This window comes from Kitasatospora sp. NPDC056273, from assembly GCF_042268845.1.
Taxonomy (GTDB): Bacteria; Actinomycetota; Actinomycetes; order Streptomycetales; family Streptomycetaceae; genus Kitasatospora.
In genome coordinates this window covers 1-25,652 of sequence record NZ_JBHJSJ010000090.1, presented here as the reverse complement: position 1 = coordinate 25,652, position 25,652 = coordinate 1, and the positions used below count along the sequence as shown (strand labels likewise).

Here is a 25,652-nt window from a genome sequence, read left to right as displayed (position 1 = left end):
CGGAGGAGGGAGCCACTGCGGTGGGGGCACCTCCCGGCCGAAGGCTGGGGGCCATTGGCGACCGACGACAACGCGGCGAGGTGCGTGCCCCGGCGCCGCCCCGCAGACGCGAGTTCGACGGCAGGCCCTAAGCTCGGCGTCATGACCGACGAGACGAGGCCCGGGCCCTCCGGGCGGCACCCCGAACCCGCCGACGGCGCGGGCGAGTTCAACCGGAACGTGATCGCGGAGTTCCGCACCCGGCAGGGGGCCGTCGGCGGCCCGCTCGCCGACGCGCCGGTCCTCCTGCTCACCGTGGTCGGCGCCCGCAGCGGCGAGCCGCGCACCACTCCCCTGGTCTACCTGCCGGACGGCGGGCGGCTGGTGGTCTTCGCCTCCAACGGCGGCAGCGAGCAGGACCCGCTCTGGTACCGCAACCTGGTGGCCCACCCCGAGGTGACCGTCGAGGTCGGCGCCGAGCGCTACCCGGCCCTGGCGGCCCCGGTCGACCCGGCCGAGCACGACGCGCTCTGGGCCCGTCAGATCGCCGCCCAGCCCCAGTTCGCCGGCTACCGCACCACCGCCCGGACCGTCCCGCTGGTGGCCCTCAGCCGCGCCTGACGCACAGGGGCGCCCGCCGCCGGGCACCACGACGGCCCCGGACTCCGAGGAGTCCGGGGCCGTGGCGTGCGGCGGGGCCGTGGGGCCGTCAGATGTGCACGGACGGGCCCGCGTCGGTGGTGCCGCGGCGGGTGAGCAGGCCGAGCGCGGCGGCGGCGAGGGCCACCACGGAGGCCACCGCGAAGGCGAGCGACATGCCGCTCACGAAGGACTCGTGGACGGCGCCGGCCATCGCGTCCACCGCCTGCTGCGGGGTGCCGGCCGGGGCCGGCGGGGCGATGCCGAGCTGGGCGGCCTGCTTGAGGCCCTCGCCCGCCGCGCCCTCGACCGGCGGCAGGCCGGCCTTCGCCCAGTTGCCCGGCAGCACGTCGCCGACCTTGGCGGCCATCAGCGCGCCCAGCACCGCGGTGCCGAGGCTGCCGCCGACCTGCATCGCGGCCTGCTGGAGGCCGCCGGCCACGCCGGAGAGCTCCAGCGGGGCGTTGCCGACGATCACCTCGGTGGCGCCCACCATGACGGGGCTGATGCCGAGGCCCATCAGGACGAACCAGAGCGACATCACGCCGTTGCCGGAGCCGGTGTCCAGGGTGGACATGCCGTACATCGCGACGGTGGTGATCAGCATCCCGGCCACGATCGGGATGCGCGGGCCCAGCTTCCCGATCGCCAGGCCGGCCAGCGGCGAGCCGACGATCATCATGCCGGTCATCGGCAGCAGGTGGACGCCAGCGTCGACCGGCTTCATCCCGTGCACGTTCTGCAAGTAGAAGGTCACGAAGAAGATCGCGCCGAAGAACGCGAAGGCCATCAGCGCCATCAACAGCACGCCCGCCGACAGCGGCACCGAGCGGAACAGGCCGAGCGGCACCAGCGGCTCGCGGGCCTTGCCCTGCCAGAGCGCGAACAGCACCATCAGGACCACCGCGCCGCCCAGGAACAGCAGCGTCCGCCCGTCGCCCCAGCCCCACTCGGGGGCCTTGATGATGCCGAAGACCAGCGCGAACATCCCCACCGAGAGCAGCGCGATGCCGGGCAGGTCGAAGGACTTGGCGGCCTTCTCGGCGCGGACGTCCCGCAGGATCCACAGGCCCAGCGCCAGCGCGATCAGGCCGACCGGGACGTTGATGAAGAACACCGACTCCCAGTTGACGTGCTCGACCAGCAGGCCGCCGACGATCGGGCCGGCCGCGGTGGAGGCGCCGATCACGCCGCCCCAGATGCCGATCGCCATGTTGAGCCGCTCGGCCGGGAAGGCCCCGCGCAGCAGGCCGAGCGCGGCCGGCTGGAGCAGCGCGCCGAACAGGCCCTGGAGCACCCGGAAGGCGATCACGGTCTGGATGTTGCCGGCGAAGCCGATCGCGGCCGAGGTCACGGCGAAGCCCACCGCGCCGACCAGGAAGGTGGCCTTGTGGCCGAAGCGGTCGCCGATCTTGCCGGCGGTGACCAGGAAGACCGCCAGGGCCAGCAGGTAGCCGCTGGTGACCCACTGGATCTCGGCGGGCGCCGCGTGCAGCTTCTCCTGGATCACCGGGTTGGCGATGGCGACGATCGTGCCGTCCAGCGCGACCATCATGACGCCGACCGCGACGGTCAGCAGGGTCAGCCAGGGGTGCCCCTTGAGGCCGCCCCCCGACGGCGGGTTCGGCGGCGGCGGTGCGTCCGCCTCGGAGTTCTTCACGACGGACTGGCTCATCAGGGCCCTCCGGGGGCGTGGCTGGGGTGCAGGACGTGGTCGTGGCGCCCCGGCCCACCCGTCCCCACAGGTGCCCCGGCCCGACGGGCGCCACCTCGGCAGATTATGTCAGCCGCTGACATTCGGCAAACAGTGACTTCTGGCCATAACTGACATTTGTCAGAGCGCTAGGATCGTGCTCCCACCGCCGTACCCAGCCCTCCGGAAGGCCCCTGCTCATGGCCGCTCACACCCCCCGCACCACCGCCGCCCCGGAGGGCCCCGGGCGCACGCCCGGACTGCGCGAGCGCAAGAAGCAGCAGACCCGGTACGCCCTGATCCAGGCCGCCCACGTGCTCTTCCTCCGGCAGGGCTTCGCCCGGACGACCGTCGACGAGATCGCCTCCGCCGTCGACGTCTCCCAGCGCACCTTCTTCCGCTACTTCGCCAACAAGGACGAGGTCGCGCTCGCCGTGATGGCCGTGGCCGAGGACTACTTCATGGAGTGCCTGCGCCACCGCCCGGCCGAGGAGACCCCGCTCCAGGCCCTGCGCGCCTCGATCGTCAAGGCCTGGCACGACCTCGGCAGCGAGGAGGCCGCCGGCCCCGGCTCGATCCACAGCGCCCTCGAACTCATGCGGATGATCGAGGAGACGCCCCCGCTGCTCGCCGCCCACCTGCGGCGGGTCAACGAGCAGGAGCGGCTGGTCGTCCGGGTGCTCGCCGAACGCGAGGGCCTGGACCCGGCCGAGGACCTGCGCCCGGCCGTGCTCGCCGCCGTCTTCGGCGGACTGCTGCGCCTGGCCCACCTCTCCTGGAGCGCCGAGCACGAGCCGGCCGGCCCCGAGGGCATGGTCGCGGTGATCGAGCGTCACTTCGACCAGCTCGGCCCGGCCCTGGCCGGCCACTGGCACGACCGCGCGTAGTACCCGGCCGCGCACCCGCGTCATACCGGGGTATCACCCGGTACCCCGGTAGCACCCGGAAAATCGGGCTCCGGTGCGACGCCCGGCGGGGCCCCGCCCTCCTAGGCTGGCGCGCGATGAAGAACCTCACCGCCGCCGACCTCCGCCCGCACGCCCTGCGCCTGCTGGGCACCTTCCGACACCACCTGACCACCCCGAGCGGCGGCCACACCCCGCTGCTCGGAACGTCGCCCCGGCGCTGGGTGCGCCGGCTGCCGTACGCCGTCGTCCTGATCATGCTGTCCTCGCTGATCCCCGCCGGGATCGCCACCCTGGTCGGCTTCTTCGGCCTGGTGCTCCCGGTGGCCGGCGCGCTCACCGTCGCCCAGACGGTGCCGCTGCTGCTCGCCATCACCCGGCCGCTGGCCGCCTGGTGGATCAGCGCGGGCACCCTGGTCGCCACCGCCACCATCACCGCCCGGTACGACCAGGACGGCGGCACCTGGCCGTGGACCGCGCCGATGATCCTCTCGTACCTCTTCCTGCTGATCGCCCTGGCGCTGCGGGAGAGCCGGGCCACCCTGCTCTCGGTCTGGCTCGCCACCATCGCGCTCACCGCGCTCACCACCACGCTCGGCCTGCCCCGCTCCGGCGACGGCACCACCATGCTGCTGATCGCGCTCAGCGGCGCCGTGCTGCTGCTCGGCTGGGCCGTCCGGGACCGCGCCGAGGCGCGCCGGCTGCTCAGCGAGCAGGAGCAGATCAGCGAGGTCGAACGTGAACGCCGCACCCTGCTGGAGGAACGCGCCCGGATCGCACGGGAGTTGCACGACGTGGTCGCGCACCACATGTCGGTCATCGCGGTGCAGGCCGCCAGCGCGCCGTACCGGATCACCGGGGTGCCGGACGAGGCCGCCGAGGAGTTCACCGCGATAGCCGGCACCGCCCGCGAGTCGCTGGCCGAGATGCGCCGGCTGCTCGGCGTGCTGCGCAGCGAGGAGTCCGGCGGGGAGCGGGCCCCGCAGCCCGGGGTGGGCCAACTCGCCCAGCTGGTCGAGACGGTGGGCCGGGCCGGGGTACCGGCCGAACTGACGGTGGAACCGGGCCTGGTGGACCTGCTGGACCAGGCACCGCAGGCCGTCGGCCTGTCCGCCTACCGGATCGTGCAGGAGGCGCTGGCCAACGTGGTGCGGCACGCCCCCGGCGCGCGGGCCTGGGTGTCGCTGAGCACGGACGGCCCGGCGCTGCTGGTGACGGTGGTCAACGCGCCCCCGCCGCAGCGCACCGAGTCGCTGGAGGCCTCGGTCGAGGGCACCGGGCAGGGGCTGGTCGGAATGCGTGAACGCGTCCGGCTGGTCGATGGCAGGCTGGACACCGGCCCGTTGCCGGACGGCGGCTTCAAGGTGGCCGCCGTCCTGCCCGTCGACCGCCCCGACACCGACACCCCCCAGGAGACCACCGCATGACCATCCGCGTGATCATCGTCGACGACCAGGCCATGGTGCGCGCGGGCTTCGCGGCCCTGCTCAACGCCCAGAGCGACATCGACGTGGTGGGGGACGCGGCGGACGGCGCCCAGGCCCTGGAGGTCAACGGCCGCACCCACCCGGACCTGGTGCTGATGGACGTCCGGATGCCCGTCATGGACGGCCTGGAGGCGGCCCGGCGGCTGCTCGAACCGGCCGTGCCGGGCGCCCACCGGCCCAAGGTGCTGATGCTGACCACCTTCGACGTGGACGACTACGTGTACGAGGCGCTGCGCGCCGGGGCCAGCGGCTTCCTGCTCAAGGACGCCCCGCCGGCCGACCTGATCGCCGCGGTCCGGGTGGTCGCGGCCGGCGAGGCGCTGCTCGCCCCCTCGGTGACCCGCCGGCTGATCGAGGACTTCGCCCGCACCCGCCCGGCCAGGCGCCGCGACCCCAAGGTGCGGCTCAACGGCCTGACCCCGCGCGAGACCGAGGTGCTGGAGCTGATCGCCCGCGGCCTGTCCAACCAGGAGATAGCCGCCGGGCTGGTGCTCGCCGAGCAGACCGTCAAGACCCACATCGGGCGCATCCTCGCCAAGCTCGGCCTGCACAACCGCGCCCAGGCGGTGATCCTGGCCTACGAGTCCGGCCTGGTGACACCCGGCCAGTAACTGGCAGCTGTTCGCCCGCTCGCCTCCGGGCGCTCTCGACCCGGCGCCGACGGTCGGCGCTCCCTCGTTCCTTCGTCACTCCCTCGCTTCTCCCTTTCGGCACCGGCGCGCCCTTCGGCTCGGGGCGGCCCTCTCCTCTGATACCCGGGTAGCACCCGGGAGTTGGCCCCGCGGTGTGACGTCCGCGGGGCCGTCGCATTCCTACCTTCCTCCTCGTCGGAAGCCGAACCGAGTCGGCGGCCGAACGGACGAGGAAGGAGCAGGGACATGCGCAGGTTTCGAGCCGGGCGGGCGATCGCCGGCGCCGCGGTGGCAGTGGCGATCATGCTCGGCGCGGGCGGCTGGGCCGCCGACACCCAGACCCCGGTCACCGGCCCGCCGCCCGGCAGCGCCGCGTGGACGGCCGACACCTCGCTCGGCCTGCGGCTGCCCGACCCGGCCGCCACCGAACCGGCCCGGGTCGCCGCGTTCTTCGCCGGACTGGACCCGGCCCGGCAGGACGCCCTGACCGCCCGGTACCCGCTGGTGGTCGGCAACCTGGACGGCGCCCCGGTCGCCCTCCGGTACCGGGCCAACGCCCTGGCGCTGACCGCCGAGCGCACCCGCGAACTCGCCCGGGCCGCCGACCCCGCCCTCACCCCGCAGGACCACGAGGCCGCCCGCACCCGCGCCGAGCGCTACCGCGCCCTGCTGGACGGCGGCCGGCGGATCCTCGCCTTCGACCCGCGCGGCCGCGGCCAGGTCGCCGAGGTGTACGGCGACCTCGCCACCGCCCGCCGCACCGCCGTGATCGTCCCCGGCTCCGACACCGACCTGCTCCGCTTCGACCGCGCCGGCGACCCGTACGGCACCCCGGCCGGCATGGCCCGGGCGCTCCTGGACGCCACCGGCGGACGGACCGCCGTGATCGCCTGGGCCGGCTACACCACCCCGCTCGGCCTCGGCCTGGACGCCGCCACCGAGGACCTGGCCCGGGCCGGCGCCCCCCGCCTCACCCGGCTGCTCGACGGACTCACCGCCACCACCCGCCCGCAGGACCCGCCCACCGTGTTCTGCCACAGCTACGGCTCGGTGGTCTGCGGCCTGGCCCGCCCCACCCCCGCACAGGCCTCCGGCGTGGTGGTGCTCGGCTCGCCCGGCATGGGCGTCGGCTCGGCCGCCGACCTCGACCCGGGCGTCCCGCTCTGGGCCACCGCCCGCAACGACTCCGACTGGATCGGCGACGTGCCCAAGGTCCGGCTGTTCGGCCTCGGCCACGGCGCCGACCCGACCGCCCCCGGCTTCGGCGCCCGCCCGCTGCCCGCCACCGGATCCCACGGCCACACCGGCTACTTCGCCCCCGGCACCGCCTCCCTCGCCGCCTACGCCGCCGTCGCCCTCGGCCGCGCCTGACCCGCCCGCACCGGAAGGAGCACCACCATGGCCGACACCCTCGCCGCCCCGCCCCGTACCCCCCGAGCGCTCGCCGCCGGACCGCTCACCGCCCTGCGCCGCGCCGCCGCGCGGGTCGACGCGAAGACCCCGGCCGACCGCGACCGCGCCCTGGACGGGCTGCGCGCCCTCGCCCTGCTCGCCGTACCGGTCGGCCACTGGATGCTCGGCGGCTTCACCCGCTCCCCCGACGGCGCCCTGCACAACGCCAGCCCGCTCTCCACCCTCGGCTTCTTCGCCCCGCTCAGCTGGGTGCTCCAGATGCTCGGGGTGTTCTTCCTGGTCGGCGGCCACTCCTCGGTCCGCTCGCTGGAGCGGGCCCGGGCCAAGGGCGTCACGTACGGCGGCTGGCTGCGGGCCCGTGCGGTCCGGCTGCTGCGCCCGGTGCTCGGGGTGGCGGCCGTCTGGGCGGCGCTGATCCCGCTGCTGCCGGCGCTCGGCGTCCCCGAGGACACCGTGCGCACCGGCGCCACCCTGGTGGTGCAGCCGCTCTGGTACATCGGGGTCTACCTGGGGCTGACGGCCCTCACCCCGCTCTGCGTGGCCGCCGGGCGCCGGCTGGGCGGCTGGTCGGCGGGCCTGCTGGTGGCCTCGGTCGCCGCCGTCGACCTGCTGCGGTACGGGCCGTGGGCCGGGTCGGTGCCGTCCTGGGTCGCGCTGCTGAACATCCTGCCGGGCTGGCTGTTCGGCTACCAGCTGGGCGTGCTCTGGGCGCAGGGCCGGCTCGGCCGCCCGGCGGCCCGGGTGCTGCTGCTCGGCGGCGGCGCGCTGTTCGCCGCGCTGCTGCTGGTCTTCCACTACCCGGCCAGCATGGTCGGCGTGCCCGGGGCGGAGCGGACCAACTCGCACCCGCCGTCCCTGCTGGTGCTCGCCCTGGCGGCGTTCCAGTGCGGCGCCGCGGTGCTGCTGCGGGAGCGGCTGGGCCGGCTGCTGACCGGCCGTCCGCTGCTCTGGCTGCCGGTCGTGGTGGTCAACCTGTCGGCGATGACGATCTTCTGCTGGCACCAGAGCGCGATGCTCGCGGTGGCGGTGCCCGGCGCGGCCGCCCTGGGCGCCGTCCCGGGGCTGAGCACGGCGCCGGACTCGCTCGGCTGGGTGCTCGCCCGGCTGGCGCTGCTGCCGCTGTTCGGCGCCGTGCTGGTGGCGGTCGGCTGGTTCACCCGCCGGTTCGACGGCCCGTGGACGGCCTTCTCCCGGGGCGGCAAGGCGGTGGCCGGGGCCGCGGCGGCGCTGTTCGCGGCGTACGCGCTGGGCATGGTGTGACGGTCCGCCGGGTGCGGCCCGTCCGAACGGCGGGGCGCACCACCGTCGCTGGGGCGTGGACCGGTCGGTCCGCGCCCCTGCGGCCGTCGCCCACCGCCCCCGGTGCGCCGTGCCGCGCGCCGGGGGCGCGCTGTCAGTGCCCTGCCCTACCCTGCCGCCATGGTGACGTTCGACGAGTTCCGCACGATGGCCCTGGCCCTGCCGGAGGCCGCCCAGGAGCCGACCTGGGACATCGAGACGCTGCGGGTGCGCGGCCGGATCTTCGCGATGGGCGCGCCCGACGGGGACCGGGTCACCGTCAAGGCCTCCCCCGAGGACCAGGCCGAACTGCTCGCCGCCGAGCCCGAGGTGTTCTCCTCCGCCCCGTACGTCGGCCGGCACGGCTGGGTGAGCGTCCGGCTGGACCGGGTGGACGGGGACGAGCTGCGCGACCTGGTCACCGAGGCCTGGCGGCGGACGGCGCCGAAGCGCCTGGTCCGCGCGTTCGACGAATCCGGAGAGTCCAACGGGTCCGGAGAGTCCGAGGGCTGAGCGCGCCCTTTCCCGACGGCCGTCCGGGCCTCCGTACGAACCACTTCCCGAACCACTGTCCGAACCACTGGGAGACGTCGGACGGACACCCCCGGTTCATGTGAGCCATCCCACAGTTTAGGCGTTCCCGGCATCCCTTCGGGCCCCCTAGGCTTGCGCAGGGAAGTCAGCAGAGCTATCGCACCCTCCGGGCACCACCGCCCGCGAAACGGTGCGGGCCCCAAGGGAGTTGGTGCGGTGCGCATCCGTCGGCGCTGGAAGCGGGTACTGATCGGGGCGTTCGCCGGCTGCGCGGTGCTCGCCGACGCCGGGGCCGTCGCCGCCGCGGCCGCCGTCTCCTCCGAACAGCTGGCGATCTCCACGCCCCCGGCCGGCAGCGCCGCCTGGGTCGAGGACCACTCCTTCGGCCGCTCCCTGCCCGACCCGGCGACCACCACCCCGGCCGCCGCCGCGGCGTTCTTCGCCTCGCTCGCGCCCACCGAGCTGGACCGGCTGATCCAGGACTACCCGCTGGTCGTCGGCAACTACGACGGCGCCCCGCTGGACCTGCGCTACCGCGCCAACCGGATCGCCCTGGCCGCCGAGCAAGACCGGGCCCTGGCCCGCGCCGCCGACGGCACGCTGGACTCCGACACCCGCGCGCTGGCCGTCTCCCGCGCCAACGACGTCGAGCACCTGCTCGCCCCCGACCGGCAGATCCTGGCCTTCGACCCGCGCGGCCGCGGCCTGGTCACCGAGGTGTGGGGCGACCTCGCCGACGCCGAGCGGATCTCCGTGCTCGTCCCCGGCTCGGACGCCGACCTCGGCCACCACGACCAGGCGGCCGACCCGCTGCGCTCCCCGGCCGGCATGGCCCGCGCCCTCCACACCGAGGAGCAGCGCCAGGCCCCGGACACCCGGACCGCCGTGATCTCCTGGACCGGCTACGTCACCCCGTCCGGCCTCGGCCCGGACGCGGCCACCTCCCGGCTCGCCGACGTCGCCGCCCCCCGGCTGGAGCGGCTGCTCGCCGGGCTCAAGGAGACCACCCGGCCGGACGCGCCGCCGGCGCTGCTCTGCCACTCGTACGGCTCGGTGGTCTGCGGTACGGCCGCCCCGGACATCCCGCGCGCGGCCGCCTCGCCGTCCGACACCTCCGGCATCACCGACCTGGTGGTCTTCGGCAGCCCGGGCATGGGCGTGCAGAACACCGGCGAGCTGGGCGCGGGCGTGCACCTCTGGGCCACCCGCAACCCCAGCGACTGGATCGGCAACGTGCCGTTCATGGAGGTCGGCGGGCTCGGCCACGGCGCCGACCCGGCCGCGAGCGGCTTCGGCTCCGAACTGATCTCCTCGGCCCGCGCGGCCGGCCACAACGGCTACCTCACCGAGGGCACCGACAGCCTGCACAACTTCGCGGCGATCTCCCTCGGCCACTACCAGGACGTGGTCCGGGCCAACCCGAGCTCCTAGTCCCCCTGCTCCTGGTACAGCCGCAGGGCCTCCGCCGCCGCCCGGGCCAGTTCGCGCCGGGCGGCCGGCGGGGCCAGTACCTCGACGTCGGCGCCGAAGGCCAGCAGCGACCGGACGGCCGCCGGGGCCGGAAAGGCCATCGCCACCTCGGTCCACTCCTCGGCCGGGACGGCGCCCGGCTCCGGCGGCGGTGCGGTGACCCGGCCGCCGTGGATGCGCAGGAACATGTCCAGCCGTCCGCGCCGGACCCGCACCCGCACCGGCACGTCCTTCGGGAGCCGTTCGACCTGCTCGCGCAGCACCGCCCAGACCTCGCCGAGCCCGACCCCGGTCCGGCGGCGCACCGCCTCCTCGGTGGTGTCGGCGGCCAGCACCCGGTCGGCCCGGAACAGCCGCGGCTCGCCGTGCAGATCGGCCACCAGGTACCAGACCGCGGCCTTGCTCACCAGCCCGTACGGGTCGACGGTGTACTCCACCGGCGCGGGCGTGCCGCTGTGCCGGTAGCGCAGCCGCAGCCGCCGGTCGGCGAAGACGGCGTACTGCAGCTCGCCCAGGTCCGGCCCGGCGGCGGGGCCGACCGCGCCGGGGGTCTGCATCCAGCGGGCCGGGTCGACCAGGATCCGCTCGCGGACCCGCTCGGCGGCCGGCCGGTGCGGGGCCGGCAGCGCCGCCATCACCTTGCGCAGCGCCGAGCCGAGCGCGCCGTCCAGCCCGAGGTCGCTGTGCGCGCCCTGGGCGGAGAGCACGAACAGCGCCCTGGCCTCGTCCGCGGTCAGGCCGGTGACGTCGGTGCGGTAGCCGGGCAGCAGGCCGATGCCGCCGTGCCGCCCGCGTTCGGTGAACACCGGCACCCCGGCGGCGGAGAGCGACTCGACGTCGCGGTAGATGGTGCGGACGGACACCTCCAGCCGCTCGGCGAGTTCGGTGGCGGGCACCCGGCCGCGGGTCTGGAGCAGCAGGAGGATCGAGAGCAGGCGGTCGGCCTTCATGGTCCAAGAATCCCAGTAATCCTGACGGCCGTTGTCAGGTTTTACTGGGAGATTGCGTTCCGGGCCCGCAAGGGGCCCGAACGACCACCCGACACCAGGGAGTTGAGCGCCATGACCGCCGTCCAGGACGCCCGCCCGCAGTACCAGGCCGCCCTCGACCAGCTGGAGAAGCTGTTCGCCACCGTCACCCCGGCCGACCTCGACCGGCCCACGCCCTGTACCGAGTTCACCCTGCGCGGGCTGCTGAACCACGTGGTCGGCGGCGTCCACCGGTTCGCGTACATGGGCGAGGGCGGCCACGCCGAGGACACCGTGGCCGCCATCGAGGACCCGTCCGACGAGGGCTGGCCGGCCGCCCTGGGCCGGGCCCGCGCCCGGGTGACCGCCGCCTGGGCGGACGACGCCAAGCTCGGCCGTCCGACCGTCGCCCCCTGGGGCGAGGTGCCCGGCGCGATGGCGGTCGGCGGCTACCTGATGGAGCTGGTGACCCACTCCGGGGACATCGCCCGGAGCCTCGACAACGGCTTCGTCCTGGACGACGACCTGGCGCGGACCGCCCTGGGCATCGCCGAGTTCGTGCTGCCGGCCGAGCGGCGGGTGCCGGGCGTGCCGTTCGCCGCCGTCCGGCCGGTCGCCGAGGACGCCGACGTGCACACCCGGCTGGCCGCCTGGACGGGCCGTACGGTCTGAGCCCGGCGGCCGGCCCGGGGCGTCCGCCGACTCCCCGGGCCGCCGGTGCCCGCTACTCGCGCGCCGCCGAGGTGGAGCTCATGTCCGCGTAGCGGCTCCCCGCCACCCGGCCGGCCACCGGCTCCAGCAGCGCCAGCTCCTCGGCGGTCAGCCGCAGCGTCGCCGCCGCGGTGTTCTCGGCGAGCCGGCTCCGCTTGCGGGTGCCCGGGATCGGCACCACGGCCAGCCCGTGCACCTCGGCCCGCTGGTGCACCCAGGCCAGCGCGACCTGGGCGAGCGTGACGCCGCGGGCCCCGGCGATCTCCCGCAGCGGGTCGAGCAGTTCGCCGTTGGCGGCCGCGTTGTCGCCGGTGAAGCGGGGGTGGTTGCGGCGGTAGTCGTTCGCCGAGAGCTCCGTGGCGTCCTGGAAGGCGCCGGTCAGGAAGCCCCGCCCGAGCGGCGAGTACGGCACGAAGGTGACGCCCAGCTCCGCCGCGGCCGGCACCGCCGTGCTCTCGACGTCGCGGGCGAACACCGACCACTCGGACTGGAGCGCGGCGATCGGGTGGACGGCGTGCGCCTCGCGCAGCTCGGCCCCGGTCACCTCGGACAGGCCGAGGTGGCGCACCTTGCCGGCCTTCACCAGTTCGGCCATGGCGCCGACCGAGTCGGCCAGCGGCACGGCCGGGTCGCGGCGGTGCATGTAGTACAGGTCGATCTCGTTCACGCCGAGGCGGCGCAGCGAGGCGTCCACCGCGGTCCGGATGTACGCCGGGTCGTTGCTGATGCCGCGGACGGCGCCGTCCTCCTCGGAGCGCAGGATGGCGAACTTGGTGGCGAGCACCACCTTGTCCCGGTTGGCCCGGACGAAGGGGCCGATGAGCTCCTCGTTGCGGCCGGAGCCGTACATGTCGGCGGTGTCGAAGAGGGTGACGCCGGTCTCCAGCGCGGCGTCCAGGGTGGCGAGCGCCTCGTCGGCGTCGGTGGGGCCGTAGAACTCGCTCATGCCCATGCAGCCGAGGCCCTGGACGCCCACCAGCGGGCCGCCGGTGCCGAGTTCGACGGTGGGAAGGACGGTCTGAGTCATGCGCTCTGCTCTTCCTCTCCATGGATGTTCTGGCACTTGGCCGGGATGCCGGCGCCGACGGCGCCCTTCCCGGCATAGATGTCGATCTTGTAGTCGAGGACGGCGAGGGTCGCCTGGAGGTCCACGATCCGCTGTCGGACCTCCTCGCGCTGGGCCTCCAGGAGCAGCCGACGCTCCCCGTAGGTCTGCTCGCCCTGGCGGGCCATGTCCACGTACTTGAGCATGTCCGCCACCGACATCCCGGTCAGCCGCAGCCGGCCCAGGAAGGCCAGCCGGTGCAGGTCGGCGTCGGAGTAGCGGCGCTGGCCGCCCGCCGCCCGGTCGACCGGGTCCAGCAGGCCGATCCGCTCGTACCAGCGCAGGGTGTGGGCGGTCAGCCCGCTCGCCGTGGCGACCTCGCTGATGGTGTGCCTCGGGCTCGGGTCCGGATCGCCGACGGGGCGGCTGAAGACCTCGGAGCAGCTGCGCAGGTCGATCTCGATGCGTGCGGGTGCGGCCATCGCTCGTTCCCCCTTGTCCTGTGCGACGGGAACGACGCTACAGAGTTTGAGTGCACTCCAAGCAAGCCCGCCATCCGGGTGGGCCCGCCACCACCTTTTCCGAGGATTTTCCCGGCGACTAGAGTCGGGCCCATGGAGAGCTTGCGGATGATCGAGAACTGGCCGGTGCCCCATGCCGCGGCGGCGGTGGTCCGGGCGGCGGACGGCGCGGTGCTGGGCGCGCACGGGCCGCAGCAGCACCTGTTCCCGCTCGCCTCGGTGACCAAGCTGCTCACCTCGTACGCGGCGCTGGTCGCCCTGGAGGAGGGCGTGTTCGAGCTGGACGACCCGGCCGGGCCGCCCGGGTCCACCGTCCGCCACCTGCTCGCGCACACCTCCGGCCTGGGCTTCGACGAGGACCGGGTGTTCGCCGAGCCCGGCAACCGCCGGCTCTACTCCAACGCGGGCTTCGACGCGCTGGCCCGGACGCTCTCCGAGGCCGCCGGGATCGAGTTCTCCCGCTACGTCGCCGAGGCGGTGTTCGAGCCGCTGGGCATGACGGACACCCTGATCCACACCGCCCACAAGTCCCCGGCCGGCGCCGGCGGCCTGTCCACCGTCGCCGACCTCACCCGGTTCGCCGCCGAGCTGCAGGCCCCCAAGCTGCTGGACCCGTCCACCGTCCGGCAGGCCACCCGCGAGGTCGCCTTCCCCGGCACCAGCGGCGTGCTGCCCGGCTACGGCCACCGCCGCCCGAACGACTGGGGCCTCGGCTTCGAGATCCGCGACGGCAAGAGCCCGCACTGGACCGGCACCGCCAACTCCCCCGGAACCTTCGGCCACTTCGGCCAGTCCGGCACCTTCCTGTGGGTCGACCCGCAGGCCGGCGCGGCCTGCGTCGCGCTCACCGACCGGGACTTCGGACCGTGGGCGGTCGAGGCCTGGCCGGCCTTCTCGGACGCGGTGCTGGCGGAACTGGACAGTTAGCCGTACGAGACCGGCGAGTGCATCTCCCAGAGCAGGAGTTCGGCGCCGGTCTCCCCCGCCGCCGGGTCGGCGAAGGCCTCGCCGGTGATCCGCACGCTGTCGCCCGGGACCATCGAGCGGCCGCCGCCCTTGGGCCCCGGGACGGTCCGGTAGCCCAGCGAGCCGGCCGTCAGGTGCGCGTACCGCCAGGGCGCCTCGGGCAGCGGCGGCAGCGGCTGCCACGGCCCGGCGGTGGCCAGCCAGAGCGCGGCGTCGCGGCGGCGCAGCCGCAGGGCGTCCGTCCCGGCGTCGCGCTCCAGGCCGGAGGCGAGCAGCGTCAACCCGCCGTCCGCCGGTTCCACCTTGCGCAGGCCGTACGCGGGCGGCGCGTCGAACTCGTCCGGCTGGAGCCACATCTGGACGAAGCGGACCGGCCCGGTGGCGCCGCCGACGTTGCGCTCGGTGTGGGTGACGCCGGAGCCGGCGCTGAGGTGCTGCACCATCCCGGGCCGGACCACCCCGCTGTGGCCGTACGAGTCCCGGTGGGCCAGCGCTCCCTCCAGCACCCAGGTGAGGATCTCGGTGTCCCGGTGCTTGTGCTCCTCGAACCCGGCGCCGGGGGCGAGGAGTTCCTCGTTGCACGCGAGCAGCGCGCCGAAGTGGGTGTTCTTCGGGTCGTAGTGGCCCGAGAAGGAGAACGCGTGCCGGGTCTCGACGCCCTCGGCCGGGGCGGAGCGGTAGCGTTCGGCGGTGCGGCGCAGGTCGGCGCGGGGGCGGTCGGCGGCTTCGGTCACGCCCCCACCGTAGTCGCCGGCGCGCGGGGTGTGACTCTTGCCACCGCGCCGCTCCGCCGGGGGGTGTGCACGAGCAGTCACTCGCGTGAGGCAGTCTTGTCCTTGTGCCAGCCGCTTCCGCGAACTCCAAGAGCGAACCCAGCCCCAGCCCCGCAGCCGACCCCACCGGGAAGAGCCCGGCCGCCCGGGCGGGCCGTGACCGCCCCGGCCGCGCGGCGCCCCGCCTGACGGCGCAGGAGCGCAGAAACGCCGCCGAGCGCGCCGAGCGCCGGGCCGCGACGCTCAAGCGGCTGGAGAAGTCCTCCGGCAAGCTGGCCACCGCCGCGATCTCGCGGATGGACGACCAGCTCGGCTGGTACCGGCGGATGCCCCCGGAGCACCGGTCCTGGATCGGCCTGGTCGCCCAGGCCGGCATCGCCGCCTTCACCGAGTGGTACCGCCACCCCGACGCCGCCCAGGCGATCTCCACCGACGTCTTCGGCACCGCCCCGCGCGAGCTGACCAGGGCGATCACCCTGCGCCAGACCGTCGAGCTGATCCGCACCACGATCGAGGTGATGGAGGAGGCCATCGAGGAGGTGGCCGCCCCCGGCGACGAGGCGGACATGCGCGAGTCGGTGCTGGTCTACGCCCGGGAGATCGCCTTCGCGACCGCCCAGGTGTACGCCCAGGCCGCCGAGGCGCGCGGCGCCTGGGACGCCCGGCTGGAGGCGCTGGTGGTGAACTCGCTGCTGTCCGGCGACGCCGACGAGGGCGTGCTCTCGCGGGCCGCGGCGCTCGGCTGGGGCCAGCCCAGCCAGGTCCGGGTGGTGATGGGCAGCGCGCCGGACGGCGACAGCGAGCTGGTGGTCGAGGCGATCCGCCGGGCCGCCCGGTACGCCAAGCTGAACGTGCTGACCGGGGTGCTGGGCAAGCGCCTGGTGGTCGTGGTCGGCGGCGAGAAGGAGCCGGTGCACGCGGCCCGCGCGCTGATCGGCCAGTTCGCGCCGGGCCCGGTGGTGGTCGGCCCGACCGTGCCCGACCTGCTCTCCGCGACCCGCTCGGCCGCCGCCGCCGCGGCCGGCCTGCGGGCCTGCGCCGCCTGGCCGGACGCCCCCCGCCCGGTGCTGGCCGACGACCTGCTGCCCGAGCGGGCGCTGGCCGGCGACCAGGCCGCGCGCCGCCAGCTGGTGGAGGAGATCTACACACCGCTGGACGAGGCCGGCTCCGCCCTGCTGGAGACGCTGAGTGTCTACCTGGAGCAGGCCTCCTCGCTGGAGGGTGCGGCCCGGATGCTCTTCGTCCACCCGAATACGGTGCGCTACCGGCTACGACGTGTGACTGACGTCACGGGGTACGCCCCCTCCGACGTACGTTCGGCGTTCACTCTGCGGATCGCACTGGCCCTCGGCCGGCTGGACGCCGTCGGGGAGCCCGGCTGAGCCGGAGTGTAGGGACCATACAATCCCGGATGGTTTTCTTCGTTACCGTCGCCTACCCGCCCCTGGGCGCCTGGCGAGAGAGGGTTGAACCGTGCTCGTAATCGTCGCCCCTGGACAGGGTGCCCAGTCCCCCGGTTTCCTCAGCCCCTGGCTGGAGCTCGACGGCGTCGCCGACCGCCTGCGCGGTTGGTCGGAGGTCGCCGGGCTCGACCTGGTGCACGCCGGGACCGAGGCGTCCGCCGAGGAGATCAAGGACACCGCCGTCGCCCAGCCGCTGCTGGTCGCGGCCGGTCTGGTGACCGCCCGGGAGCTGTTCCCGGACGAGGACGCCGCCCGTGCGCTGGTCGGCGCCGTGGCCGGCCACAGCGTCGGTGAGATCACCGCCGCCGCCGGCGCCGGGGTGCTCACCGCCCACGACGCGCTGACCTTCGTGCGCGAGCGCGGCCGGGCCATGGCCGAGGCCGCCGCCGTCACCGAGACGGGCATGCTCGCCCTGCTCGGCGGCGAGCCGGAGGAGGTCGCGGCCAAGCTGGCCGAGCACGGCCTGACGGCGGCCAACAACAACGGCGGCGGCCAGATCGTCGCCGCCGGCACGCTGGACCAGCTGGAGGCGCTGAAGGCGGATCCGCCGACCCGCTCCAAGCTGGTGGCCCTCAAGGTGGCCGGCGCCTTCCACACCGAGCACATGGCCCCGGGCGTCGAGCGGCTGGCCGAGCTGGCCCCGACCCTGACCAGCGTGGCCGACCCGAAGGTCCGCTACGTCTCCAACAAGGACGGCGCGGTCGTGGACTCCGGCGCGGAGGTCCTCGCCCGCCTGGTGTCGCAGGTCTCCAACCCGGTCCGCTGGGACCTCTGCATGGAGACCCTCGGGCAGCTGGGCGCGACGGCCGTGATCGAGCTGTCCCCGGCCGGCACCCTCACCGCGCTGCTCAAGCGCAACCTCAAGGGTGTGGCCACGCTCGCCCTCAAGACCCCCGCCGATCTGGACAAGGCCCGCGCGCTCGTCGCGGAGCACGGCGGTCAGGAGCAGGAGAACCAGGCATGACCAAGCCCCAGATCCGTCCGGTGAGCGGCGCGCAGTACTCGCGCATCCTCGGCGTCGGCGGCTACCGTCCGGTCCGGGTGATCCCCAACTCCGAGGTCCTGGAGTGGATCGACTCCTCGGACGAGTGGATCCGCACCCGCAGCGGGATCGCCGAGCGCCGCTGGGCCGGCCCGGAGGAGTCCGTCTCCGAGATGTCCGTCCAGGCCGCCGGCAAGGCGATCGCCCAGGCCGGGATCACCGCCGAGCAGATCGGCGGCGTGATCGTCTCGACCGTCTCGCACTTCAAGCAGACCCCGGCGATCGCCACCGAGATCTCCGAGCGGCTCGGCTGCGGCACCGCACCGGCCTTCGACATCTCGGCCGCCTGCGCCGGCTTCGGCTACGGCCTGGGCCTGGCCGACGGCATGATCCGCGGCGGCAACGCCGAGTACGTGCTGGTCATCGGCGTCGAGCGGCTCAGCGACCTGACCGACCGGTCGGACCGCTCCACCGCCTTCATCTTCGGCGACGGCGCCGGCGCCGTGGTCGTCGGCCCGTCCGACACTCCCGGCATCGGCAAGCTGGTCTGGGGCTCGGACGGCTCGCAGGCCGACCTGATCACCCAGACCGAGGCCTGGGACACCGCCTTCGCCAAGTCCGACGCCGTCAACGGCGCGGGCGAGGAGACCAAGTGGCCGGCCCTGCGGATGGACGGCCAGCCGGTCTTCCGCTGGGCGGTGTGGGAGATGGCCAAGGTGGCCCAGCAGGCGCTGGACGCCGCCGGGATCACCGCCGACCAGCTCGGCGCGTTCATCCCGCACCAGGCCAACATGCGGATCACGGATGCCATGATCAAGGCGCTCAAGCTGCCGGAGTCGGTGCCCGTCGCCCGCGACATCGCCGAGACCGGCAACACCTCCGCCGCCTCCATCCCGCTGGCGATGGAACGCATGCTGGAGAGCGGTGAGGCCCACAGCGGGGACCTGGCCCTGATCATCGGGTTCGGGGCGGGTCTCGTGTACGCCGCGGCAGTCGTTACTCTCCCCTAGGCGCATTCGCCCAATCCACAAGCCTGTGTCCGGCCGCCGGCCGGACGCGTTCAACACCGAAGAGGAGCAGCCAGTATGGCTACCAAGGACGAGGTCCTGGAAGGTCTCGCCGAGATCGTCAACGAGATCGCCGGTATCCCGACCGAGGATGTCGCGCTCGACAAGTCCTTCACCGATGACCTGGACGTCGACTCGCTGTCCATGGTCGAGGTCGTCGTGGCCGCCGAGGAGCGCTTCGACGTCAAGATCCCGGACGACGAGGTCAAGAACCTGAAGACCGTCGGCGACGCGGTGGACTACATCCTCGCCAACGCCGCCTGAGCGATCGAGTCGTTCGACTCGGCCAGCCCGCCCGGCGTCCCGTACGCCGGCGGGGGCTGACCGGTCGGCCGGGCTCGTGGAGCCCGACCGACCCCACCGGCCGGGACGCCCCCTCACCGGGGCGCCCGGCCGGGCCCATCCTCGGCACGCCGCCGACCCCTGCACACGTGAGAGAAGAAGAAACCAGTGACCGCTGAAAACCGCACCGTGGTCGTCACGGGTATCGGCGCCTTCACGCCGCTGGGCGCCGACGCCGCCAGCACCTGGGAGAACCTGGTCGCCGGCAAGTCCGGCGTGGTCGCCCTGACCGAGGAGTGGGCCGAGGACCTGCCCGTCAAGATCGCCGCACGCACCGCCGTCGAGCCCGGCACCATCCTGCCCCGCCCGCTGGCCCGCAAGCTGGACCGCTCGGCCCAGTTCGCGCTGATCGCCGCCCGCGAGGCCTGGGCCGACGCGGGCTTCGAGACCCCCGCCACCGACGAGTCCTCCAAGCTCGCCCCCGAGCGCCTGGGCACCGTCATCGCCTCCGGCATCGGCGGCGTGACCACCCTCCTCGACCAGTACGACGTGCTGAAGGAGAAGGGCGCCCGCAAGGTCTCCCCGCACACCGTCCCGATGCTGATGCCCAACTCCCCGGCGGCCAACGTCGGTCTGGAGGTCGGCGCCCGCGCGGGTGTGCACACCCCCGTCTCCGCCTGCGCCTCCGGCGCCGAGGCGATCGGCTACGCGATCGAGATGATCCGCACCGGCCGCGCCGACGTCGTGGTGGCCGGCGGCACCGAGGCCGCGATCCACCCGCTGCCGATCGCCGCGTTCGCCAACATGATGGCGATGTCCAAGAACAACGACCAGCCCCAGCGCGCCTCCCGCCCGTACGACAAGGGCCGCGACGGCTTCGTGCTGGGCGAGGGCGCCGGCGTGGTCGTGCTGGAGTCGATCGAGCACGCCGAGGCGCGCGGCGCCCGGATCTACTGCGAGGCCGTGGGCCAGGGCCTGTCCTCGGACGCCCACCACATCGCCCAGCCCGAGCCGACCGGCGCCGGCGTGGCCCGCGCGCTGGCCGACCTGTTCGAGCGCAACGAGCTGGACAAGGCCGAGATCGTGCACGTCAACGCGCACGCCACCTCGACCCCGCAGGGCGACACCGCCGAGCTGAAGGCGCTGCGCAAGGAGCTGGGCGACGACCTCGACCACATCGCCGTCTCGGCCACCAAGTCGATGACCGGCCACCTGCTGGGCGGCGCCGGCGGCATCGAGACCGTCGCCACCGTGCTGGCCCTGTACCACCGGATCGCCCCGCCGACCATCAACGTGGACGAGCTGGACGACGACGTGGAGGCCGACATCGTCCGCGACGAGGCCCGCAAGCTGCCCGAGGGCCGGATCGCCGCGCTGAACAACTCGTTCGGCTTCGGTGGCCACAACGTGGTGCTGGCCTTCCGCACCCACTGACGCCCGTGACGAAGGGGCCGGCGCTCGCCGTGAGCGCCGGCCCCTTCGTCGTACCCGTCCGGTCCGTCCCTGTCCGCCTGCCCCCGGGGGGGCGGCCTCAGACCACCTGGTGCAGCCAGCGCACCGGCGCGCCCTCGCCCGCGTACCGGAACGGCTCCAGCTCGTCGTCCCAGGGCTTGCCGAGCAGCCGGGCGATCTCGGCCTCCAGGTCGGCGCCCTCGCTGCGGGCGCGCAGCAGGACGGCGCGCAACCGGTCCTCGGGGATCAGGATGTCGCCGTGGATGCCCGTGACGGCGTGGAAGATGCCGAGCGAGGGCGTGCTGCTGTACCGCTCCCCCTCCGCCGTGGCGCAGGGCTCGCTGGTCACCTCGTACCGCATCAGCTGCCAGCCGCGCAGCGCGGAGGCGAGTTTCGAAGCCGTACCGGGCTCCCCCTGCCAGGAGAGCTCGGCACGCCAGTGCCCGGGTGCGGCCGGCTGGCGGATCCAGTCCAGGCTCACCCGCACACCGAGCACCCCCGCGACGGCCCACTCGACGTGCGGGCACAGCGCGCGGGGCGCGGAGTGGACGTACAGGACTCCACGTGTCGTCACCGGGACCTCCAGGCTGTGGACGAGGGTCGCCTTCCCCAGCTGCCTCGTGCCTGCAGTTGATCCGCAGTTACTCACGTTAGCCGACATTAAGCTACTAAATTGAGCAAAACGGACAGGCTTTCGCTCAATGCTAGTCGAATCCTCAACGAGGTCTACCCCTCGGCCGGATCTCTCCCCCGAACGGCCCCATCGCCGGCGGGACCACCGTACCGCGAGGCGCCACAGGATGGATGACGCACTTTCGGATCCGGACGGAATGCGGTAGTGCGGCCGCGGCGCCCGCGCCCGACCGCGGGCCGCACACGACGGACCGCCCCGCCGCCCGGTGGGGGCGGCGGGGCGGTCGGGTCTCCTGACGGATCGTCAGCCGTCCAGGCGGACGACCATCTTGCCGGTGTTGACGCCGCTCAGCAGACCGAGGAAGGCGTCCACCGTGCCGTCGATGCCCTCGCTCACCGTCTCGCGGTACTTCAGCTCACCGGAGCGCACCCACGCCGAGACCTCCTCGACGAACTTCGGCTGGAGGTCGTAGTGGTCGCCGACGAGCAGCCCCTCCATGCGGAAGCGCTTGGCGATGATCTGCGCCAGGTTGCGCGGGGCCGGAGTGGGCTCGGTGGCGTTGTACTGCGAGATCATGCCGCAGACCACGATGCGCCCGTGCAGGTTGATCGAGTCGATCGCCGCTTCGAGGTGCTCGCCGCCCACGTTGTCGAAGTACACGTCGATGCCGTCGGGGGCCGCCGCCCGGAGCTGGTCGGCCACCGGACCGTTCTTGTAGTTGAACGCGGCGTCGAACCCGTACTCCTCCACCAGGAGTTCGACCTTCTCGTCCGAGCCGGCGGAGCCGATCACCCGCGACGCGCCCTTCAGCCTGGCGAGCTGGCCGACGATGCCGCCCACGGCGCCGGCCGCGCCGGACACGAACACCACGTCGCCGGCCTTGATCCCGGCGACCCGCGTCAGCCCCGCGTACGCGGTCAGCCCCGGCATGCCCAGCACGCCCAGGTAGGTGGAGAGCGGCGCGGCGTCCGGGTCCACCTTGACGGCCGTCCTGGGGTCGAACGTCGCGTACTCGCGCCAGCCGAAGAAGTGCAGGACGTAGTCGCCCTCGGCGAAGCCCTCCGCCCGCGAGGCGACGACCCGGCCGACCGCGCCGCCCAGCATCGGCTTGTCCAGCTCGTACGGCTCCGCGTAGGACTTGCGGTCCGACATCCGGCCCCGCATGTACGGGTCCACCGAGAGGTAGACGTTGCGGACCAGGACCTCGCCCGGGCCGGGGGTCCGGACCGGGGCCTCGACCAGGGCGAAGTCGGTCGGCACCGGCCAGCCCTGGGGGCGGGCGGCGAGGTGCCATTCACGGGCGGTCGCGGGGGTGGCGGCCTGCTCTGCCATCGGGGGCTCCTTGAGGGTTCGGGTGCGGGTTCAGGCGCTGTTCACAACATGAAAGGTTGATGAACTGAAGTAACGATGGGCATGAAAGGTTCACCCTGTCAACTTTTCAGGTAGACTTTTGACCATGGAGACCCAGCCCGTCGAGGACGCCACGCCGCAGCCCGACGAGATCACCCGCGAGGTCGTCGACCTGATGGCCAACCTGGTCGCGCTGTTCCACCGCGAGTACGAGGAGGCCGCCGCCGCCCGCTCGCTCACCGGCGCCCAGGCCAAGGTGCTCGCCCTGCTGCGGCGCGGACCGATGCCGATGCGCCAGATCGCCCAGACGCTCAGCTGCGAGCCCTCCAACATCACCGGCATCGTCGACCGGCTCGAATCCCGCGGCTTCGTCACCCGCGAGGCCGACCGGCACGACCGCCGGGTCAAGCTGGTCGCCGCCACCGGCACCGGCTCGGCCGCCTCCGAGGAGCTCCGCGAGTCGCTCAACTTCGCCCGCGAGCCGCTGGCCGCACTCGGCCCGGACGAGCGGACGGCCCTGCGCGACCTGCTCCGGAGGATGCTCGCGGGCGCCTCCGGCCCGGGCGCGTGACCAGCATCACAGGTCCCGGGGGCTGTCCGTTGGCCCCGGGGGGGTAACCGAACCGCCTCCCGGAACGTCTAACGTTCGAACATCGAACATCGAACGCGAGATACCTGAAGACGGGGGGCACTGAGGATGAGCAGCAGTGCGCGTCGGCGCCGCTACCTGCGGACCGCCATCGGCCTGGCCGCCGCACTGGTGCTGTCGGTCGCGGGTGCCGGAGCCTGGTTCTACCACCGGCTGGACAACAACATCACCACCTTCGACCCGGGCGGCGTCGCCACCGAGCGCCCGCCCGCCGCCGTGCCGGCCAGCCCCGGCGCCCAGGTGCCGGTCAACGTGCTGCTGCTCGGCTCGGACACCCGCGACGGGGGCAACGACTCGCTGGGCGGCGGCGACGAGGGCGTCGGCCACTCGGACACCGCGATCCTGGTGCACATCTACGCCGACCACAAGCACGCCGTCGGCGTCTCGATCCCCCGCGACACCCTGGTCACCATCCCGTCCTGCAAGCTGCCGAACGGCAGCTGGACGACGCCGAAGAACGACCAGATGTTCAACTCCGCCTTCACCGTCGGCCTGGCGGAGAGCGGCAACCCGGCCTGCACCCAGAACACCGTCGAGAAGCTGACCGGGCTGCGGATCGACCACACCGTCGTGGTCGACTTCAAGGGCGCGGCCGCGATGTCCGACGCCGTGGGCGGCGTGGAGGCCTGCGTGCCCAACGACGTCAACCAGTTCGGCATACACCTCAAGAAGGGCCTCCAGAAGCTCTCCGGGCAGTCCGCGGTGGACTACCTGAGAGCGCGCCACGGCATCGGCGACAACTCCGACATCGGCCGGATGAAGCGCCAGCAGGCCTTCCTCTCGTCGATGATCAAGAAGGTGCAGGGCCAGGGCTTCTCGCTGCCCACCCTGCTGCCGCTGGCCGACGCGGCCACCAAGTCGCTCACCGTGGACGAGGGTCTCGGCACCGCGATGAAGCTGGTGGACTTCGCCCGCTCGATCCAGGACATCAAGCTCTCGGACGTCTCCTTCGTCACCGCCCCCTGGCGCTTCGCCGGCGAGCGGGTGCGGCTGGTCCAGCCGGACGCCGACGCGCTCTGGAAGCTGCTGCGCGAGGACCGCACCCTGGACGGGCAGAGCACCTCCGGGACGGGCCAGGTGACCTCCTCCCCCGGCGCCGACCCGGGGGCCCCGGCCGCCCCGGCCACGCCGCTCACCCCGGAGCAGGCCGCGGCGCCGATCACCGTGGTCAACGGGGTCGGCACGCCCGGCCTGGCCGGCTCCGGCGCCGAGACGCTCAAGGCGCGCGGCTTCCGGAGCATCACCCTCGGCCCCAACTCCCCCGGGCAGCAGGCCACCCAGGTCTCCTACGACCCCGCGCTGAAGGCCGTCGCCGACCAGGTCGTGGCGCTCTTCCCCGGTGCCAAGGCGGTCGAGGAGCCCGGCTCGGGGGCGATCACCGTCACCCTCGGCGCCGACTACCGCGGGGCGGGCACCCGGCTCGACGCGGTGGCCGCCCCGAGCCCGGAGCCCGGTGCCGGGACCGCACCCGGGGCTGCCGCCGGGGCCCCTGCCGCCGCGGCCCCTGCCGGGGCGGGCGCCACCCCGGGCGCCACCGCGGGCAGCACCCCCGGCGCCCTCCCGGGCGGCGTCCCCACCGGCATAGCGGAGAACACCCGCACCGCCGACACCGACCCGTGCGCGAACCTGACCTTCGGCTGACCGCGCCCGGCCTCCGGCCCGCCTGAGGGCCGGGCTGCCCGTCGAACTCCCGCCCGCCCTCCCCGCGTTCGCCCGGGGAGGGCGGGCGGCCCGGCGTCCGGGCGGGCACCTCGCGCGGCTGAACCGTGGGCGCCTCGCCCCGACGGCCGCCGGCCGCTACTCCGGATCCGGCAGCCCGGTGACGACGGCGGTGAGGCGGGTGCCGCGCGGGAAGGCGCCCGCCGCCGCCAGGTCCGCCAGCGCGGCGAGCAGCTTGGCGACGTAGCGGCGCTCCAGCGGGACGCCGTGGCGGCGCTCGAACCGCTCGGCGAAGCCGGCCAGCTCGGCCGGGACCTTCCCGTAGCCGCCGCCGTGGTGCCCGTGGTCGATCCGCCAGTTGTCGAACCCGCGCCCGTAGGCGGCCCGGTGCAGCCGGGCGACCTCCTCCTCCAGGTAGCCCTCGCCGCCGCGCAGCACCGCCACCCCGAGCGCCCGGGCGCCCGCCGGCAGGCCGGCCGCGATGCCGGCCAGGGTGCCGCCGGTGCCGACCGGGCAGCAGACCACGTCCCGCTCGCCGAGGTCGGGCAGTTCGGCCGGGATCGCGGCCGCGCCGACGGCGGCCAGGGCGTTGGAGCCGCCCTCCGGGAGCACCAGGCAGGGGCCCCAGCGGCGGAGCGGGTCCGCCGCGCCGTCCTCCCCCTCGGCCCGGCCGGTGGCCTCCCGGTAGGCGGCCCGGGTCAGGAACTCCAGCCGCATCCCGGCCGCCTCGGCGGCCCGCAGCGACCAGTTGCGCGGCCGGTCGGCCAGCTCCTCGCCGCGGACCAGCCCCACGCTCTCCAGTCCGAGCGCGCCGGCGGCGGCCGCGACGGCCCGCAGGTGGGTCGAGTAGGCGCCGCCGAAGGTCAGCAACCGGGTGTGGCCCCGCTCCACGGCGGCGGCCAGGTTGGGCGCCAGCTTGCGCCACTTGTTGCCGGGGACGGTCGGATGCAGCAGGTCGTCCCGCTTCAGCCGCAGCTCCACCCCGGCCCGGGCGAAGGCCTCGTCGGTGCAGTCCACCAGCGGGGTCGGCAGCAGGGCGGCTTCGAGCATCCGGCCAGCATAAGGCGGACGCGCGGAGCCCGGCCCGCCGGTGCGGCGGC

25 protein-coding genes are annotated in these 25,652 nt (G+C 74.3%); 17 read left to right on the top strand and 8 right to left on the bottom strand.

The features are described 5' to 3' along the window. Window positions 1-141 precede the first annotated feature (141 nt). Window positions 142-600 (top strand): nitroreductase/quinone reductase family protein, encoded by a 459-nt coding sequence (locus tag ACFCY1_RS39615; protein WP_079271734.1) that lies wholly within the window; start codon window positions 142-144, stop codon window positions 598-600. 88 nt (window positions 601-688) lie between these two features. Here the strand turns inward: ACFCY1_RS39615 and ACFCY1_RS39610 are convergent, their stop codons facing one another. Then, window positions 689-2,278 carry an MFS transporter gene (locus ACFCY1_RS39610; protein ID WP_369808305.1) on the bottom strand — a complete coding sequence of 530 codons (1,590 nt, stop codon included), beginning with the start codon at window positions 2,276-2,278 and terminating at the stop codon, window positions 689-691. A gap of 233 nt (window positions 2,279-2,511) precedes the next feature. Between ACFCY1_RS39610 and ACFCY1_RS39605 the strand changes: the two genes are divergently transcribed. From ACFCY1_RS39605 to ACFCY1_RS39575, 7 genes are all read left to right on the top strand, one after another. Then, a complete protein-coding gene (locus ACFCY1_RS39605) occupies window positions 2,512-3,198 on the top strand; it encodes a TetR/AcrR family transcriptional regulator (RefSeq protein ID WP_049652623.1) in 687 nt (228 codons plus the stop codon). A gap of 116 nt (window positions 3,199-3,314) precedes the next feature. After that, window positions 3,315-4,643, top strand: a complete 1,329-nt coding sequence (locus ACFCY1_RS39600) for a sensor histidine kinase (RefSeq protein ID WP_117487556.1) — start codon at window positions 3,315-3,317, stop codon at window positions 4,641-4,643. Continuing rightward, window positions 4,640-5,314: a response regulator transcription factor gene (locus ACFCY1_RS39595; protein WP_049652627.1), complete on the top strand. Its 675-nt coding sequence runs from the start codon at window positions 4,640-4,642 to the stop codon at window positions 5,312-5,314. The genes ACFCY1_RS39600 and ACFCY1_RS39595 overlap by 4 nt, the downstream gene beginning before the upstream one ends. Window positions 5,315-5,581: 267 nt before the next feature. After that, window positions 5,582-6,706, top strand: a complete 1,125-nt coding sequence (locus ACFCY1_RS39590; protein ID WP_375877665.1) for an alpha/beta hydrolase — start codon at window positions 5,582-5,584, stop codon at window positions 6,704-6,706. Window positions 6,707-6,733: 27 nt separating this feature from the next. Continuing rightward, window positions 6,734-8,008, top strand: coding sequence for an acyltransferase (locus ACFCY1_RS39585; protein ID WP_375877664.1), 1,275 nt, complete (start codon window positions 6,734-6,736; stop codon window positions 8,006-8,008). Window positions 8,009-8,167: 159 nt separating this feature from the next. Further along, window positions 8,168-8,539 carry an MmcQ/YjbR family DNA-binding protein gene (locus ACFCY1_RS39580; RefSeq protein ID WP_375877663.1) on the top strand — a complete coding sequence of 124 codons (372 nt, stop codon included), beginning with the start codon at window positions 8,168-8,170 and terminating at the stop codon, window positions 8,537-8,539. Between the two features lie 237 nt (window positions 8,540-8,776). After that, window positions 8,777-9,991 carry an alpha/beta hydrolase gene (locus ACFCY1_RS39575; RefSeq protein ID WP_375877662.1) on the top strand — a complete coding sequence of 405 codons (1,215 nt, stop codon included), beginning with the start codon at window positions 8,777-8,779 and terminating at the stop codon, window positions 9,989-9,991. On the opposite strand, the gene ACFCY1_RS39570 is transcribed toward ACFCY1_RS39575, so the two are convergent. Continuing rightward, window positions 9,988-10,980 carry a helix-turn-helix transcriptional regulator gene (locus ACFCY1_RS39570; protein WP_375877661.1) on the bottom strand — a complete coding sequence of 331 codons (993 nt, stop codon included), beginning with the start codon at window positions 10,978-10,980 and terminating at the stop codon, window positions 9,988-9,990. The two genes, ACFCY1_RS39575 and ACFCY1_RS39570, sit on opposite strands and share 4 nt — an antisense overlap. A 111-nt stretch (window positions 10,981-11,091) precedes the next feature. On the opposite strand from ACFCY1_RS39570, the gene ACFCY1_RS39565 reads away from it, so the two are divergent. Then, window positions 11,092-11,670, top strand: a complete 579-nt coding sequence (locus ACFCY1_RS39565) for a TIGR03086 family metal-binding protein (RefSeq protein WP_375877660.1) — start codon at window positions 11,092-11,094, stop codon at window positions 11,668-11,670. Between the two features lie 52 nt (window positions 11,671-11,722). On the opposite strand, the gene ACFCY1_RS39560 is transcribed toward ACFCY1_RS39565, so the two are convergent. Next, window positions 11,723-12,736, bottom strand: coding sequence for an aldo/keto reductase (locus ACFCY1_RS39560; protein ID WP_049652638.1), 1,014 nt, complete (start codon window positions 12,734-12,736; stop codon window positions 11,723-11,725). Beyond that, a complete protein-coding gene (locus tag ACFCY1_RS39555) occupies window positions 12,733-13,236 on the bottom strand; it encodes a MerR family transcriptional regulator (protein ID WP_107086472.1) in 504 nt (167 codons plus the stop codon). Before ACFCY1_RS39555 ends, ACFCY1_RS39560 begins: the two co-directional genes overlap by 4 nt. A 132-nt stretch (window positions 13,237-13,368) precedes the next feature. Here ACFCY1_RS39555 and ACFCY1_RS39550 point away from each other — a divergent pair, with 132 nt between their 5' ends. After that, entirely contained in the window at window positions 13,369-14,202 is an 834-nt protein-coding gene (locus ACFCY1_RS39550) for a serine hydrolase domain-containing protein (protein ID WP_375877659.1), read from the top strand. Here ACFCY1_RS39550 and ACFCY1_RS39545 read toward each other — a convergent pair. Next, window positions 14,199-14,975: a pirin family protein gene (locus ACFCY1_RS39545; RefSeq protein ID WP_074000764.1), complete on the bottom strand. Its 777-nt coding sequence runs from the start codon at window positions 14,973-14,975 to the stop codon at window positions 14,199-14,201. The two genes, ACFCY1_RS39550 and ACFCY1_RS39545, sit on opposite strands and share 4 nt — an antisense overlap. A 224-nt stretch (window positions 14,976-15,199) precedes the next feature. Here ACFCY1_RS39545 and ACFCY1_RS39540 point away from each other — a divergent pair, with 224 nt between their 5' ends. The 5 genes from ACFCY1_RS39540 to fabF all read left to right on the top strand — a co-directional run bounded on the left by ACFCY1_RS39540 (window position 15,200) and on the right by fabF (window position 20,242). Next, window positions 15,200-16,396: a CdaR family transcriptional regulator gene (locus ACFCY1_RS39540; RefSeq protein WP_074001159.1), complete on the top strand. Its 1,197-nt coding sequence runs from the start codon at window positions 15,200-15,202 to the stop codon at window positions 16,394-16,396. Between the two features lie 91 nt (window positions 16,397-16,487). Next, the gene (locus ACFCY1_RS39535) at window positions 16,488-17,441 is read left to right on the top strand and encodes an ACP S-malonyltransferase (RefSeq protein ID WP_049656695.1); all 954 of its coding nucleotides are present in this window, start codon (window positions 16,488-16,490) and stop codon (window positions 17,439-17,441) included. Beyond that, on the top strand, window positions 17,438-18,469 hold the full coding sequence (locus ACFCY1_RS39530) for a beta-ketoacyl-ACP synthase III (RefSeq protein WP_049656693.1): 1,032 nt from the start codon (window positions 17,438-17,440) through the stop codon (window positions 18,467-18,469). Before ACFCY1_RS39535 ends, ACFCY1_RS39530 begins: the two co-directional genes overlap by 4 nt. 75 nt (window positions 18,470-18,544) lie before the next feature. Then, a complete protein-coding gene (locus ACFCY1_RS39525; protein WP_049656691.1) occupies window positions 18,545-18,790 on the top strand; it encodes an acyl carrier protein in 246 nt (81 codons plus the stop codon). A 186-nt stretch (window positions 18,791-18,976) separates the two neighbouring features. Next, entirely contained in the window at window positions 18,977-20,242 is a 1,266-nt protein-coding gene (gene fabF / locus ACFCY1_RS39520) for a beta-ketoacyl-ACP synthase II (protein WP_049656688.1), read from the top strand. Between the two features lie 97 nt (window positions 20,243-20,339). Here the strand turns inward: fabF and ACFCY1_RS39515 are convergent, their stop codons facing one another. Continuing rightward, on the bottom strand, window positions 20,340-20,834 hold the full coding sequence (locus ACFCY1_RS39515; RefSeq protein ID WP_049656686.1) for a DUF3145 domain-containing protein: 495 nt from the start codon (window positions 20,832-20,834) through the stop codon (window positions 20,340-20,342). A gap of 363 nt (window positions 20,835-21,197) precedes the next feature. Continuing rightward, on the bottom strand, window positions 21,198-22,226 hold the full coding sequence (locus ACFCY1_RS39510; RefSeq protein WP_049656683.1) for an NADP-dependent oxidoreductase: 1,029 nt from the start codon (window positions 22,224-22,226) through the stop codon (window positions 21,198-21,200). Window positions 22,227-22,350: 124 nt separating this feature from the next. Here ACFCY1_RS39510 and ACFCY1_RS39505 point away from each other — a divergent pair, with 124 nt between their 5' ends. Together ACFCY1_RS39505 and ACFCY1_RS39500 are read left to right on the top strand one after the other, a co-directional pair. Then, window positions 22,351-22,815: a MarR family winged helix-turn-helix transcriptional regulator gene (locus tag ACFCY1_RS39505; RefSeq protein ID WP_074000762.1), complete on the top strand. Its 465-nt coding sequence runs from the start codon at window positions 22,351-22,353 to the stop codon at window positions 22,813-22,815. Between the two features lie 126 nt (window positions 22,816-22,941). Continuing rightward, window positions 22,942-24,534, top strand: a complete 1,593-nt coding sequence (locus tag ACFCY1_RS39500; RefSeq protein WP_375877658.1) for an LCP family protein — start codon at window positions 22,942-22,944, stop codon at window positions 24,532-24,534. 156 nt (window positions 24,535-24,690) lie between these two features. Here the strand turns inward: ACFCY1_RS39500 and ACFCY1_RS39495 are convergent, their stop codons facing one another. Then, window positions 24,691-25,602, bottom strand: a complete 912-nt coding sequence (locus tag ACFCY1_RS39495; RefSeq protein ID WP_117487564.1) for a 1-aminocyclopropane-1-carboxylate deaminase/D-cysteine desulfhydrase — start codon at window positions 25,600-25,602, stop codon at window positions 24,691-24,693. Between the last annotated feature and the right edge of the window lie 50 nt (window positions 25,603-25,652).